The 14,048-nt window shown below is 64.8% G+C and carries 12 protein-coding genes; 4 read left to right on the top strand and 8 right to left on the bottom strand.

Annotated features, from left to right (window positions below):
• Positions 1-123: 123 nt before the first annotated feature.
• The 3 genes from FJZ36_07155 to FJZ36_07145 are packed head-to-tail and all read left to right on the top strand — an operon-like array spanning position 124 to position 3,598.
• Positions 124-1,257: a serine/threonine protein kinase gene (locus FJZ36_07155; GenBank protein ID MBM3214676.1), complete on the top strand. Its 1,134-nt coding sequence runs from the start codon at positions 124-126 to the stop codon at positions 1,255-1,257.
• Positions 1,074-2,234 carry an aldo/keto reductase gene (locus FJZ36_07150; protein MBM3214675.1) on the top strand — a complete coding sequence of 387 codons (1,161 nt, stop codon included), beginning with the start codon at positions 1,074-1,076 and terminating at the stop codon, positions 2,232-2,234. Before FJZ36_07155 ends, FJZ36_07150 begins: the two co-directional genes overlap by 184 nt.
• Entirely contained in the window at positions 2,231-3,598 is a 1,368-nt protein-coding gene (locus FJZ36_07145; GenBank protein ID MBM3214674.1) for a hypothetical protein, read from the top strand. Before FJZ36_07150 ends, FJZ36_07145 begins: the two co-directional genes overlap by 4 nt.
• Positions 3,599-3,677: 79 nt before the next feature.
• Here FJZ36_07145 and FJZ36_07140 read toward each other — a convergent pair whose 3' ends face one another.
• Together FJZ36_07140 and FJZ36_07135 are read right to left on the bottom strand one after the other, a co-directional pair.
• Positions 3,678-4,355 carry a class I SAM-dependent methyltransferase gene (locus FJZ36_07140; protein ID MBM3214673.1) on the bottom strand — a complete coding sequence of 226 codons (678 nt, stop codon included), beginning with the start codon at positions 4,353-4,355 and terminating at the stop codon, positions 3,678-3,680.
• Positions 4,345-5,211: a DUF3473 domain-containing protein gene (locus FJZ36_07135; GenBank protein ID MBM3214672.1), complete on the bottom strand. Its 867-nt coding sequence runs from the start codon at positions 5,209-5,211 to the stop codon at positions 4,345-4,347. The genes FJZ36_07140 and FJZ36_07135 overlap by 11 nt, the downstream gene beginning before the upstream one ends.
• A gap of 182 nt (positions 5,212-5,393) precedes the next feature.
• Between FJZ36_07135 and FJZ36_07130 the strand changes: the two genes are divergently transcribed.
• Positions 5,394-6,479 (top strand): Gfo/Idh/MocA family oxidoreductase, encoded by a 1,086-nt coding sequence (locus FJZ36_07130; protein ID MBM3214671.1) that lies wholly within the window; start codon positions 5,394-5,396, stop codon positions 6,477-6,479.
• 7 nt (positions 6,480-6,486) lie between these two features.
• On the opposite strand, the gene FJZ36_07125 is transcribed toward FJZ36_07130, so the two are convergent.
• The 6 genes from FJZ36_07125 to FJZ36_07100 all read right to left on the bottom strand — a co-directional run bounded on the left by FJZ36_07125 (position 6,487) and on the right by FJZ36_07100 (position 13,954).
• Entirely contained in the window at positions 6,487-8,313 is a 1,827-nt protein-coding gene (locus tag FJZ36_07125; protein MBM3214670.1) for a VWA domain-containing protein, read from the bottom strand.
• Positions 8,314-8,394: 81 nt separating this feature from the next.
• Entirely contained in the window at positions 8,395-9,993 is a 1,599-nt protein-coding gene (locus FJZ36_07120; GenBank protein MBM3214669.1) for a dicarboxylate/amino acid:cation symporter, read from the bottom strand.
• Between the two features lie 26 nt (positions 9,994-10,019).
• Positions 10,020-10,838 carry an MBL fold metallo-hydrolase gene (locus tag FJZ36_07115; protein ID MBM3214668.1) on the bottom strand — a complete coding sequence of 273 codons (819 nt, stop codon included), beginning with the start codon at positions 10,836-10,838 and terminating at the stop codon, positions 10,020-10,022.
• A gap of 12 nt (positions 10,839-10,850) precedes the next feature.
• Positions 10,851-11,414, bottom strand: a complete 564-nt coding sequence (locus tag FJZ36_07110) for a tetratricopeptide repeat protein (protein ID MBM3214667.1) — start codon at positions 11,412-11,414, stop codon at positions 10,851-10,853.
• 51 nt (positions 11,415-11,465) lie between these two features.
• A complete protein-coding gene (locus FJZ36_07105; GenBank protein ID MBM3214666.1) occupies positions 11,466-13,559 on the bottom strand; it encodes an aminotransferase class I/II-fold pyridoxal phosphate-dependent enzyme in 2,094 nt (697 codons plus the stop codon).
• Positions 12,833-13,954 (bottom strand): Gfo/Idh/MocA family oxidoreductase, encoded by a 1,122-nt coding sequence (locus FJZ36_07100; protein MBM3214665.1) that lies wholly within the window; start codon positions 13,952-13,954, stop codon positions 12,833-12,835. Before FJZ36_07100 ends, FJZ36_07105 begins: the two co-directional genes overlap by 727 nt.
• Positions 13,955-14,048: the final 94 nt, after the last annotated feature.

Raw genomic sequence — 14,048 nt, 5'->3', positions numbered from 1 at the left:
TCGCATCTCTCACCATGGTACCGTACGAAAGCCCTCATCGTCCGCAAGGCGTGCGTTCCACAAGGCGTGCGTTCCACCCCATGCGTGGATACAATGGCGCGCCCGAACCCAGAGGACTGATGCGTGGCGAACGGCACGACAACGATGCTCGCGTTCACGTCCGACCGGCGGATCGGCATGATCCGTCCCGACGGATCCGAGGAACGCTATCTCGATTTCTCGATTGCTGGACAGGCGTCATGGCAGTTCGGACCCCGGTTCCGCGATGGCAGCCGCATCATCGTTCACAGCTTCGAGGACGAGAAGACGTGGCAAGGGAACGTCCAGAGCCATGTCTGGGTCTACGACTTCGTGTCAGGCGCGCTCACGGAAATCGCGACCGAGGGGCGGCTGGCGCCCTTCACGGTCTGCGCCGCGCTGCTCGAAGACGAGGGGAGAATGGTCATCAACCCCCTCATCGACGGCGAGCAGCGCGTCTTCACCGCGAACCTCGACGGCTCCGCACCACACGCTCTGACTCAACCCGGCGAGGGCTTTGCGTACGGCATCAGCCTGAGCCCGGATGGCGGTAAGCTGGCGTTCCACATTACTCCGTACCAGATATGGACGATGGACCTCGACGGGAGCCGTCGGTCGGTCGTCGCCGCAGACGCCGGGCACCTCTACTTCGGACCCGTCTGGTCGCCGGACGGGGAATGGCTCGCCTATCTCGACTGCATCCCTGCCGCCGACCCAGGGCATGACTGGGCGGCTCTGTGCATCGGGCGACCCGACGGCTCCGAGCATCGCGTTGTGACCGAGATGAACCACTGGTTCGGCACGTCCTACGGTTCCCCCAGAACCCGAGGCGGCGGCTCGAACACGACTCAGTGGTCGCCGGACTGCAAGTGGCTCACGTACACGCGAGCGCTGCCGGGCTCTCGCACGGCTTGGCAGTTCCAGCCCCAACGACCCGACACAGACCACTTCAATCGCGATTACCTGCCGGAGCAGGCTCGAGGAGGAACCGAGCTGTGCCTCCTGGACCCCTTCGCGGGAGAGCTGCGGCAGCTCACCGTCTGCGACCCGCTCCGATGGGACTTCCGCGCCGGATGGTCGCCGGACGGAGAGCAGATCGTCTTCAGCCGTGCGGTTGTCGGCGAGCCGAGCGAGCTCTGGGTCATGGATGCCGACGGCGCGAACCAGCGATTCCTCTCGCGCGGCTGCAACGAGATGGGGGCAGACTTCGGACGGTGGATCCAGGTTCCATCCCGCTAACCGTGTGCGCTCTCACGCGGGCGTTGATACAATCGCGCCATCCGGCGACCACGACGAACCAGAGAGATCCATCGATGAAATACACGGTTCTAGGCAGAACCGGGGCGCGTGTCTCGCGCATCAGCCTCGGAGGCTACCCGTTTGGCGGCGTGAACCACGCCCAAGGCTGGAATCCCTTCGAGCCGGAGGGCAAGCGGACGGCGATCCGCACGATCCATCGCGCCCTCGACCTGGGCATCAGCATCATCGACACTGCGCCTGGATACGGCGACCGTCACAGCGAACGCATCATCGGCGAGGTCATGGCATCGCGACGCGATGAGTGTTTCCTGGCGACGAAGGTCGGATGGGGTCGCTCGATGACTGGCGAGGCAGTCCAGGAAAGCGTCCACGAGAGCCTCCGCTGCCTTCGGACCGACGTTCTCGACCTGGTGCAGTTCCACGGCGGCATGTTCACGCCGGAGGACTACGAACACATCGTGGACGGTGGGTTGCTCCAGGGGCTCCTCGACCTGAAGAAGCGCGGCAAAGTGCGGTTCGTCGGCGTCACGTCGGAGGAGCCGTGGACGCTCCGGCAGTTCGTCCGAGACGGCCGGTTCGACGTGATCCAGGTCCGCTACAACCTCATCTACCAGTCGGCAGCACACCACCTGCTCGACGAGGCACGCGACGCAAACGTCGGCGTTCTGACGATGCGCTCGCTCACGTCGGGCATCTTCCAACGTCTTGTGCGGAACCTGTCCCCGGAGTGGCAGGAAGCGTGCGATGTCTCGGAAGTCGCTCTCCGGTTCCTGCTGTCCGACTCGCGCGTTCACGCGCCGAACATCGGCATGCGCTGGGAGCACGAAGTGGAGCGCAACGTCCGCATCGTCGCCGAGTTCGAGCCGTCGTTCGATATCGCCGATTTCCCACGCGGAACGCGCGCCGTCTACGACGCCGAGGACGCTGATGCCGCCGGAGAAGGAGCCGCTCGATGAGCCGTACGATCGCGATTCAGATCGGAGCCGTGTCGTTTCAGGACGAAGGCATCGAGTCGACACTGGACATCCTCGAGGCGCGCGGAGCGGTCAACGCTCTGTTCCTCGCATCGCCGACGTGGACGCGCGGAACCGGCGGACGACAGGTACCAGGCCATCCGCTGCCCGACCACGGCGTCCAGGAATACGACCACGACTGGGTTGGCGGCAACTACGCGACGGTTCACGAGCAATACTATCGGACGACAGCCTTGGGAGCCGCCGGGCGCGCCGCCGAACATGGCGACTGGGACCTCTTCGAGGCGGTCATTCCAGCGGCGCGCAAACGCGGGATGAAGAGCTACGCGTGGATGGAGGAAAGCTACTACGCCCACGTCCGCAACATGCCGAGCTTCGTCCAGGTCGCGGAGATCGATGCGCAGGGCAGACGAACCGGCAACTCCTGCATGAACCATCCCGACTACCGCGCTTGGTGGTTGTCCATCGTCGAGGACTACTGCCGTCACTACGAGCTTGACGGACTCGCGTTCTGCAGCGAGCGAACAGGTCCGCTGGCGACGGTCCTCAGCGGCGGAGGAGGCGGAGGCGGATGTTTCTGTGACCACTGCCGACAGCTGGCGCGAGAGCGCGGCGTCGATGTCGAGCGAGCGCGTCGTGGCGTTCGGGCTCTCTCAGAGCTCTTCCGTCGGGATGGCATCCCATCCGACGGAGCGTTCGTCGCCGCATGGCGAGTGCTTCTCGACCATCCCGACGTGCTGGGTTGGGAGCGCCACTGGGCGGAGAGCCAGCGTTCGCTCTACCGCGAGATCTACGGCGGCGCGAAGGCGATCAAGCACGGAGTCCAGGTCGGATGGCACATCCATCACGCGAACTCCTTCAACCCGTTCTATCGCGCGACGCAGGACTATGGGGACCTCGCGGGCTACTCCGACTTCATCAAGGTCGTGATGTACCACAACTGCGCGGGACCCAGGTTCCAGGGCTACGTGAACGGCATCTCGAAGGCGCTGCTCGCGGACAGCGGCGCGGAGTCGAACTACGCCTGGCTATGCGCTGTGTTGGGCTATGACGACACGCAGCCGCCGTTCGGCGACATAGCTCAGGTCAGGTTCAACGCCGAGTACGTCCGCCGCGAGACGCTTCGCGCGCTCGCAGGTGTCCGAGAGCGGTGCGACATCTGGCCCGGCATCGACATCGACATCCCGACTGGTCCCAACGACGCGCGATGCACGCCGGACGGCACAGGAGCCGCCGTCCGCGCTGCGCTCGAAGCCGGAGCCCAGGGCGTCGTCCTGTCGCGCAAGTACTCCGAGATGTACCTGACGAACCTGGATGGCGCAGGAGCCGCCGTCCGAAGCGCCTAGTGCGCAACCCGCTGCCTCGAAGCGCGCGCTCCGTTCGGATGGCGCTCCCCGGACGAATGGACTACGAGTGCGTTCCGAATCACGGAATGAACGTGGCGACGTAATCCTGACCCGATCCGCGGATCTTGCGCACTTCGCACGTCGAGTATCCGGCGGATGCGCCAAGCGCCGCGATGCGGTTCCGACGATAGAAATAGACCGGACAATCTTTGAGCCAATACCGTGCCTGACGGATCGGCGTGCGGTAGAGCGAGATGCTCGGGAAACTCGCGATCACCGAATGCCGCGCCAACGAGCGCATCTTGATCAGAACGGGAACCGGATCAGCCACGTAGTCGAACAACCCCATCGCCACGATGACGTCGAACCGTTCGCTGGTCTCGAACTGCGAGAAGTCGCAGCAGATGAGGTCGATGCGAACCGAATCCGGGGCGGTCGCGGTGTGCGCTTCGGCGAGCTCAAGCATCCTCGCGCTGCAGTCCACGCCAACGAGTCGCCTGACGTTGGCGTCCGCCATCGCGCGAAGGTAGCGCCCGGAGCCGCAGCCGACGTCGAGTGCGGACTCCGCGCCTGTGCGGTGGATATGCTCGAGTGTCCACAGGTAGCGGATGTACATGTCGCGCCGAAACACCCGATTGATGAGCCGCATGATCGGATTCGACTTCCCGTCGGCGTAGAGGGAGTCGAAGAGCTCTGCGGAGCGGGAGAAGTAGTCGTGAACGCGGCCAGAGTCATCGCCGCCGTCGTTAGAGCGCATGGTGCAGGCGCAAGACCTCGGCTACTGGGGCGAACCGCGACGTTCGGACAAGAGACGCCAGCCGTTCGCCGCCTCGACCAGATCGATAGTAGTGACGCAATCGCCGAAGCCACGGAAGCTCGGCGACTTCGGGAACCACGGGACCCGCTTCGTAGGGATGAATGTAGAACATCACGGGTCGCCCTTCGGCATTGGCGTGCCGTATCAGGCGTCGCGTGAGTGCCATCGGATAGAACCGGAAGTAGCCTCCGCCGCCGAACGGAATCCGGCGGCCGAAAACCGTCGCTGTCGAGAGCGGGAACTCGACGAGCCCGTTGGCAAGACGGTGTACGCCCGCTTCCGCCCCCGCGATTCCGTACACATCGTGAATGCCGATGGGATAGACGCTTGAGTCATAGAGGAATCCCGCCTGCTGCAGGATATCGAATGCCCAGAGCGAATCACGCGTGATCGAGAAATCCGGCGCACGGAAGCCGATGATTGCCTGACCCGACACCTCCTCCAATCCCGCCTTGGCGCGCCGAACGGCTTCGTCAAGCGCCGACGGATCCATGCCGGTCAGTCGGCGGTGTTCGTCACCATGGCACGCTATCTCGTGTCCCGTATCGGCGACACTACGAACGACATCGGGCGCATCGCGGGCGATACGACCGAGGAAGAAGAAGGTCGCCCGGATGTTCGCGCCTTCCAGGAGCCGGAGAACGCTATCCGTGTTCTCGCGTATCTCGTCGTCCTCGTGCGGGCGGTGAGTGTGCCGACGCGCGACTTCTGCCGGAAAGCCTTCGAGATTGGCTTCGACGAAGCCCTCGACATCCACAGAGAACGCATTCACGACGGGCGCGACCACGTGGTCCACAGGCAGCGATCCTCACTCCGCCGTGGCAGCCGCGACCCGCACGCGCCGAGTTGACTGACCCAGCCCAATGAGGCTGACGCGGAAGACGGCGGCATTGTAGTTCCAGACCCCCAGGGAAGCAATTCGCCGCGAACGGGACGCGCTCTCTGCGGTCGTCCGTCGCTCGGAGACGGGCTCCCGGAATGGCGATCTCGACGGCGACGCCCATGGCGTGGTACTCTCGCGCAAATGCTCGGCGATCCGTGAGTAGGAGCCTAAGAATGAAGACCATCCGACTGGGTCAGATCGGCTGCGGAGGCATGGGAAGCGACTTGGCGCGGAACGCCAGCCAACTGGAACACGCGAAGGTCGTCGCTGTGAGCGACGTGTCCGAAGAACGCGCGAACGCACTCGGCAAGGAGCTCGATGCCGAGGTGTTCCTCGACTATGACGCGCTCCTCGCCCAGAGAGACGTGGATGCCGTCCTCATCGCGTCGCCGCCGTTCCTGCATCGGCCCATGGTCGAGTCGGCAGCGCGCGCGGGCAAGCATATCTTCTGCGAGAAGCCCATGGCTCCCTACGTCGCCGACTGCGACGCGATGATCGACGCGATCCAGACGGCGGGAGTGCGCTTCCAGATCGGGCACGTCTGCCGGTTCCACGCGACTCACTCGAAGGTGCGCGAGCTCGTCGCCAGCGGCGAGTACGGAACGCCGACGGCGATGCTCGTCCACCGGATCGGGGGTCCGTGGGGCAAGGGACACCCATCGTGGAGATGGGAGCGCGCGAAATGCGGCGGCATCCTCATGGAGGTGAACGCCCACGAGATCGACTTCATGCGCTTCGTCTGCGGCGACGTGAAGGCGGTCTCGGCAGTCGGCGGGAAGTTCGCAGACAGCGGGCTCGACTATCCGGACATCGCGCTCGTGTCGATGCAGTTCGCGTCGGGGGCGGTCGGGTTCCTGCACTCGAACCACGCGACGGCGATCGGCGGGTACGGCGGGCGCGTCGATCTGACGGGCGGGACGATCAGCTTCCCGCGCATCTGGGGCGGGAAGGACGACGCCATCGAGATCAAGCCGTTCGAGGGCGAGAGCCACCGCATCCCGATGGCGGAGCTGAAGGTCGAGACGCCGGTTCGAGCAGAGATCCGGGCATTCGTCGACGCGATCCTAGCGGGCCGCGAGACGCCCATCACGATGTGGGATGGCAGGGCAGCGGTCGAGGTCGCCGAGGCGGCGTATATGTCTATCGAGCAGGGCGGCGAGCTCGTGAATCTGCCGATGTAGGAGCCGTTTACTGATCGGGCACGCGCATATCGAGTGCTTCCGGCATCGGGTACACTTCCCCGCCCGTCGCCGCGACGGCGCGGATGAGCGCGTCCAGTCCCGTGTTATCCACCGCTTGACGCGGCACGGGCCCATCGGCGTAGCCGCGCGGGATCGGACAGACCGCGTAGACTCGGTAGCCGGTCGAGCGAATCGCTTCGACGAACGCGTCCGGCGACACGCCCTCGCCCGACGACGGCTCATCCGTCACGACGACCGCGATCCGCGATGCGATCCGCCGCGCGCGCACCTGGGAGATGCCCTTGGCGACGCTGTCCAGCAGGAGTTCGTCGCCTCCCGCTGGGTAGGCAAGCTGTTGCTGAATCTGCGGCACATCCGTCAGCATCGCCGAGACCGCGACGCCACCGACGCCGCTGCCCGTCAGTCCCGCCGATTCGGCGAACCGCACGACCGTCACCGTGAAGTCCACGTTCGAGATCTGCATCAGCGATGCCATTGCGCTGACGCCCATCGACACGGCGCGCATACGTCCCTGCATGCTCTTGCTGTAGTCGACGAACAGGGCGATATCCGCAACGCCGCCGGAGTTCTCCCCCTCGGGGCGCACGGCTCGCACGATGCTCGCCCCGATCGTGCGAAACGTCGATGCCAGCGCGTCGCTCCGCATCGCGACCGTATCGACGGGGATTTCGAGCTCGCCGGTGCGCGCCTGACCTCCCGGAATCTCCTCGAACACGCCGCCGGTCTGGGCGGCAAGCTGGCGCTGGAAGAGCTCCTTGTAGCCCAGCACTTGCACGCGCACGTCTTGCTGCTTCGCCTGCGAGAGGATGCGCTGCCGAATCTCCACGGTGGCATTCGGGCCCGTCCAGCGCGTTGTGGCGGGCTCGTCAGTGACCAGGATGAGGTGAACGGCGGCATCGCCCCGGAACTGGGTCAGGTTGAGCGTCTGCGCGAGGGCGTCGAGTGCGCGCTCGTTCCCGGTGACGCCGAGAGCGTTGAGCCGCCGTCGCAAGAGCTCGCCGTCGCGGGTCATGCCGCTCATCTGGACGTGCGCACCCGACTGCGTCTCCTTGAACTCGACGACTCCGAGCTGGTAGTCGATGCTGTTGCGCTCCAGAGCATCCGTCATCTCGAACAGCGAATCCGCGACCTGGCGGATGTTGTTCTCCATGCTGCCGCTGGTGTCGATGACGAACACGGCGTCGGCTTTGCCGCTCGGGCTCCCCTCGGCGATGCTCTCCCCGATACGTCGAAGCGGGTTCGCGAAGGGCGATGACGAACCGGTCGGCGATCCCCGATTTGTGACGCGCGTCGAGTTCCCAGGTACCAACGAGGTCGCCGAAACGCCCGTCGAGTTGACGATGTTCCGCCCGAAACCGCTCCCGCTGGGTCGCTGCACGCCGGTCAGGAGCCCGCGTCCCGGCGTAGGTCGATTCGGGGAGCCCTGCAGGACGGAGATGCCGGAGACGTCGCTGGGCAGTCGCGCTGTCGTCGTGACGGTCGCGAGGTTGGCGCTGATCGTCGGCATGTTCGGGTTCGCCGTGACTAGGATCTCTCGCGGGCCCTGGATGATCGCCTGGGGCACGCGCGTCGTCATCTGCTGCCACTCAGGGGTGGGCTGTGTCGCCTCCGTCATCCGCTCGAAGCGCGGCAGAACTCGACGCCGTTGGGTACGTGGCGCCTCAGGCAACGACACGAACTCGACGCCTATTGCCTCGGTGGGAGCCTGGGGAGGCACGGCGATGCTGAGATAGACGGACAGTCCGAGCGCGACGAGCAGATGAACTGCCAGCGAAATCAGAGCGGGCCCGCGACTGCGACGTCGGCGCGCCATCGGAGCGACCTCCAAGCCGGGTGGACACTTGACCCTTCGCCCCGTACGATAGCCCGCATCGCAAGCACATGCACGCGATCGCTATCCTGCGGCGGCGCGTTCCTCGTCGCGTGTCTCGTACGTCTCGATGACGCCAGCGCCGACCGCATCGCCCCAGACGTTCACCGTCGTGCGGAACCGATCCAGCAGCCAATCGACGGCGAGAATGAGCGCGATCCCTTCGATGGGCAGCCCCACGGCTCGAAGCACGATGACCATCGTCACGAGACCGGCTTCAGGGATGCCAGCCGCGCCGATCGCCGCCAATGTCGCCGTCAGAAAGACGACAACCTGCTGAATGGGACCCAGCGTGATGCCATAGACCTGAGCGATGAACATGGCGGCGACGGCTTCGTAGAGCGCCGTCCCATCCATGTTGATCGTCGCTCCCAGCGGCAGAACGAAGCTCGCCGTGCGGTTCGAGATGCCGTTGTCCTCCTCGACGCCCTGCATGGTCAGTGGCAATGTCGCCGAGCTGGAGGCTGTCGAGAACGCGTTCAGCAACGCCGTGCCCACGCCTCTGGCGAACTGCCATGGACGTCGCTTGCCGAAGATCCACAAGATGAGCGGCAGCGTCACGGCTCCATGGATCACGAGACCCACGATGACGGTCCCCGAGTACTTACCCAGAGCCGCCAGCTCCGGTAGGAACCCCTCGAAGCCGCCGGCCCTGCCGATCCGCGCCGCCACGAGCCCAAAGATGCCAACCGGAGCGACGACCATCAGCCATCCGACCAGGCGCATGACCGCGTCGTTCAGAACGGAGAACACATCGATCACCAGGCGACCGCGTTCCCCCAAGACGGAGAGCACAGCCCCGATCAACAAAGAGAAGACGATCAGCGGAAGCACGTCCGCGTGTGCCATCGCGGAGAAGACGTTGCGCGGAATCATGCTGACTACGACTTCGCGGATTGTGTTCCCGACGCCGCGTTCTTCCTTGCCTCGTACCTGCTCGGCGATGGGCAGCGCGATGCGATAGCCGACGCCGCTCGGGGCGATCTCAGGTTCCGCCGACACGAGCTTCCCATCGATACGGCGGAACGGCAGCCTCGTGCCATCGTCGGCGCGGACATAGGTGACGCCCTGGGCGTCGAGGGACTCCCAGAATCGAACCGTGACGCTGTCCGAAGCGACCTCCTGGATCGTACCCTGCACGTTCTGATCCGTCAGGACCAATACGTACTTGCCGACGTAACCCTCGTAGGAGACCCGCTCCCATGAACCGGGCGGGACGCGCACCGTCCTGCCGGAGTCGCCCTCAACGGCGTAAGGAGAGCTGCTGTGCTCCTCGCCGGGCTTGATGCCTTTACCTGGCTGGATAACGTTGACAAGGATGAGCCCCAGCGCCACGGACATCGCCGTAGTCACCATGAAGTAGACGATCGTTCGCCAGCCGATGGAGCCGAGGTTCCGGACATCGCCCAGCCCCGTGATGCCGACGATCATCGAGAGCATCACCAAGGGGACGACGATCATCATCAACGCGTTCAGGAAGACCTCGCCGAGAATCGCCGTGCGGACTGCCACGTCCGGCATCCAGCCGCCGATAGCCGCCCCGACGATGATCGCGACGACGATGCCGATCAGAGTACGGGTGTGTCCGGACGTGCTCTGCGGCTTGGGTGTTGACTGATTCACGAGGTCACCTCGTCTCGGTTGCGTGGCTAGCGCGACGCCGCCGTGATGACGACGGGTTCGCCGGGTTCACCCACCCATGTCCGTATTTCGGGGTACTTCACTGCCAGGTAGTCGACAAAATCCCGCGGGTTCGCGGAGTTGCTCTCGAACATCTCGTAGTGCGTCGGGATCGCGTACCGCGGGGTCGTGTCACCCGCGAGATCGACGGCTTCCTGGAACGTCAGGTTGCCGAGGCAGTTGGATCGGAGCCGCCGGGCGTCTCTTCCGTTGATCGGCAGGAACTGCACGTCGAAGCGCCATGCCGAGAGCGTCGTCACCATGCCTTCGTAGAGGATCGTGTCACCGGCGTGGTAGACCGTCGCACCGTTGGCTTGGATCACGTAGCCCAGGTACGGGTGACCCAGGTCCGGATCGACATCGAACTTCTCGTGCTTGGCTTTGATGGCAGTGACGTGAATATCGGGTGTCTGGAGGGCGTCGCCAGCGTCGAGGCTGACGAGACGCTTCGGATCGACGTGGAGCGACAGCATGCGTTGGCGAGCCGTCCGAGGCGCAACGAAGGTCGCCTCCGGCGACGCAGTCGCGATGCCGGGTATGGCTCCAGGATCGATGTGATCGCCGTGGTCGTGCGTGCAGAGCACATATCCGGCGTTCGTCACTTCCTCCGGCAGCAGCAGCGGCGAGGTGCGCCGTGCGCGGCTCGGAGACAGGTATGGGTCGATGTAGACGACAGTCCTCCCCAACTTCACGATGAAGCTGTGCTGACCCATCCACCAGAAGACGACCGCGCCGGGCGGGCAGGTCGTCCCATCGACACTTGCCAAGAGCTCTCCGTGTGTCAACATCGCTGCCGACCCTCAGTTGAACCTACTCAGCATGCGCCTCAGTGACAGTAGCGCAGGCATGTAGTCGGGCGACAGGCTAAGCGCCTGCATGTAGGCTTGCTTGGCGCGCGCCCAGTCCATCCGACGCTGATAGAACCTGCCGAGGTTCATGCAGGGGTAGTGACGCGCCTCGTACCGTTCGGACTCGATGGCGCGTTCCAGCCACGGAACCGCCTCGTCCCACTTGCCAAGTTGGATCAGATACGCTCCGATGTCGTTGTAGGGATTGCCGAACGACGGATCGAGAACGATGGCTCGCTCACATTCTCGGATCGCCCCGGTCAGGTTCCCCTGCAGACTGAGCGCCCATCCGAGGTAGGTGCGCGCTTCGGCAGTAGGATAGATGCGTACCGACCGCTCGTAGAGTTGTACCGCGCCTTCCAGGTCGCTCTCGCTCTGCCTGCGGTACGCCTCTCCCGCGACGACCTCCGCCAGATGACGTAAAGAACGACGTCCGCGAGCGATGAACCCCACAGACGCCCAGCGTCGCACTCGCCTTCGACCACACACTCGAACCCCGGCCCTCTCGGCTCCCATCGCCCAAGGCTACCATCCCCAAGATGGGCGCTCAAGGCACTCGCCGCCGCATCAGAACGCGAAGTCCACGGATTTGAGCCGCGAGACGACTTCGCGGATCACCGACGCCTCGTCCGGCAAGCCGCAGTCGGGCACCGGCTTCAGTGTCACCGCCCAGCGCAGCCACGTCGCCTCGTTGACGGTGTAGTGCATCAGCGAGACGCGCAGGTCCTTGCGGAACCACTGACCACACTCGACCGCGCTTGCGAACGTCCGGCCGTTCGCCGACTTGGGTGCGGGAGTGAACTGGCACAGCCCGGCATCCGGCATGACGGTCCGGAACCCCGCCTCAGCCAAACCCTCGTTGAGGAGCCGATGCAGGCGTTCGTACTTGGCGCGAGTCTCCTCCGCCCACTCCGGATGCGCCAGGCAGGTCAGCCCCGCCGCGATACTGGGTCCGAACATCCCGGAGTCCTTGACGTCCATCACCTTGCGAACCGCCCTGATCGCCGTCGGATGCGCGACGACCCAGCCGAACCGCAGCCCCGTCGCGTTCCATCCCTTGCTGACGCTCTGCAGGACGAGGCAGCACTCCTCCCATCCGGGGATCGTCAGTACGCTCGCCATCTCTTCGTTGTAGCGTAGGTCCACGTAGGCTTCGTCCACGACGACCAGGACGCCGTTCGCTCGTGCCCAGTCGAGAAGCTCCGCCCACTCGTCGCACGTGCAGCCGCTGCCGGTGGGGTTGTGCGGCAGGTTCGCGTAAAGGACGGTCTTGCCCGACTTCGGCAGCACGAAGTCGGTCGCGATGCGCCACCGCGCGCCGTCGAACGCCATCGGGACGTCGAGTACCTCCGCCTCGTGGCGATTGATCGCGCTCTTGATGACCGGATAGCCAGGCGTCGGGAACACGAGCGTCGTGTCCGAATCGAACAGCAGCGCAGGCACGTACTCGGCGAGCGAGCGCTTGATGGAGCCGGGGGAGTACTGCACCCAGTCCGACGAGAGGTTCCGCACTCCATAGCGCCGTGACAGGTAGGCAGCGATGGCGTCGTGTGTGTTCGGAAAAGAACCGCCCGCGCGGACGCCCGAGTTGTCGGTGTACCGCGTCGCGTCCGCCGATTCCTCGTAGAACCGACGGCCGCCGTCCATCGCTTCGGGTCTCATCTTCCACGTCGGGTCGGCGATGGAAAGCGTGAGCAGGGCGGAGGAAGGATCGTTCGCGCGGTTCCCCTTCGACAGCTCCCGCTCCTCGGCGAGGACGTCGCTGAACGCATAACCCCCGCCGGGCGCGTCGAATGCCTGCCCGCCGACTCGTTCCGCGATACGCCCGCGCCAGCGCGCGTCGAGGTCTGCCATATCGTCCCTTTCGTGATCCCTCATGAAGCGAGCCCATCCGCGCTGCGATGCGCGGACGGGCCCACCCGTTGTCGAGGTATCTACCGCTGCGTGGGCTTTGCCGGCATGCTCGTTCGACCCGATTCGTAGATGGCGTCCATCAGTTCGCTCTGGATGATGCCATTCATCGGGCTCGTTCGAGGTTCCGCCTTGCCTTGGATCGCGTCGATGAAGTTGTAGTCCGAGCGTCCTGCGTTCATCTCCGGCGTGATGGGCGGCTCCTCGACTCGCTTGCCGCCCTCGTAGACGCGAATCCACCCGCCGCCCCAGCCGTCGATGTCGATTCTGCCGCCGTCGAAGATGAACGTCATGAACGTCCCGTCGGGAGCCGGGCAGTTCCCGCTGACGACGATGCTCGCCATGACGCCGTTCTCGAACCGGACGTTGATCGACGAGTTGATGTCGACGGGCGTCTCGCAGTTGTCGAGGAACGCGTGGACCTGCTCGACGCGCGATTCCACCGACCAGCAGAGGCTGTTCAGGAGATGGGCGCCGCTGTCGTACGCCTGTCCGCCGCCGGACAGCTCGGGAACCTGACGCCAGGCTCCCTTCGTCGCGTTCTTCCAGTTCTGGTTGATGTAGCCCATCACCAGCTCGAGCTTGCCCAAGCCCTTGGAGCGGATCTGCTCGCGCAGGTAGTAGAAGTTGCCCGAACAAGGCGTGTTGTAGCCGATCACGAGCACCTTGCCCGTCCGCTTCACCTTGTCCGCCAGGATGTAGGCGTGGTCGGACGACGTGACCATGGGCTTCTCCATGAACACGTGGCATCCGGCGTCGAGCGACTTCATCCCGTGCTCGAAGTGGAGCGTGTGAGGCGTCGAGATGAGGACAGCATCCGGTTTGACAGCACGCAGCATCTCGTCCAGGTCCGTGTGGACCGACGGAGCCGGGCTGACGTCTGCCAGGTGGTTCGCGATGTATCGGTTGACGATGTCGGCGTTCACGTCGACGCCTGCGACGACCTGGACGTCCGGGTGAGCCTTCATCCCACGCGCATGTCCGCCGGAGTTGCCGCCGCATCCGATCATCGCCAGACGAATCTTAGCCATTCCTGATGACTCCTTAGCTCGAGTGAGAGCTCGTGCGACCCAGCTCCCATGATACAGGCGATGCGCCTCGACCGCACGCGTCGATGGTGCGTTGCGCTTGATCGGTTTCGGCATCACTCTATGGGCGAAGCAACGACAGGCTCGACGACCGGATGGAGGGCAACGACATGCGTTACCGCGTACTCGCTTGGACACTGCGGTGTGTCGT

It is taken from the genome of Candidatus Poribacteria bacterium, assembly GCA_016866785.1.
In the GTDB taxonomy this organism is placed as follows: Bacteria; Poribacteria; WGA-4E.
Note: the sequence above shows the minus strand (reverse complement) of the source record. Positions and strands in the feature narration are given on the sequence as shown.

Bases quoted from the DNA above. Each gene is read 5' to 3' on its own strand.
- FJZ36_07150 (MBM3214675.1), top strand. From the start codon at position 1,074: ATGGGACTTCCGCGCCGGATGGTCGCCGGACGGAGAGCAGATCGTCTT.
- FJZ36_07145 (MBM3214674.1), top strand. From the start codon at position 2,231: ATGAGCCGTACGATCGCGATTCAGATCGGAGCCGTGTCGTTTCAGGAC.
- FJZ36_07140 (MBM3214673.1), bottom strand. From the start codon at position 4,355: ATGCGCTCTAACGACGGCGGCGATGACTCTGGCCGCGTTCACGACTAC.
- FJZ36_07130 (MBM3214671.1), top strand. From the start codon at position 5,394: ATGGCGATCTCGACGGCGACGCCCATGGCGTGGTACTCTCGCGCAAAT.
- FJZ36_07125 (MBM3214670.1), bottom strand. From the start codon at position 8,313: ATGGCGCGCCGACGTCGCAGTCGCGGGCCCGCTCTGATTTCGCTGGCA.
- FJZ36_07115 (MBM3214668.1), bottom strand. From the start codon at position 10,838: ATGTTGACACACGGAGAGCTCTTGGCAAGTGTCGATGGGACGACCTGC.
- FJZ36_07110 (MBM3214667.1), bottom strand. From the start codon at position 11,414: ATGGGAGCCGAGAGGGCCGGGGTTCGAGTGTGTGGTCGAAGGCGAGTG.
- FJZ36_07105 (MBM3214666.1), bottom strand. From the start codon at position 13,559: ATGCCACGTGTTCATGGAGAAGCCCATGGTCACGTCGTCCGACCACGC.
- FJZ36_07100 (MBM3214665.1), bottom strand. From the start codon at position 13,954: ATGCCGAAACCGATCAAGCGCAACGCACCATCGACGCGTGCGGTCGAG.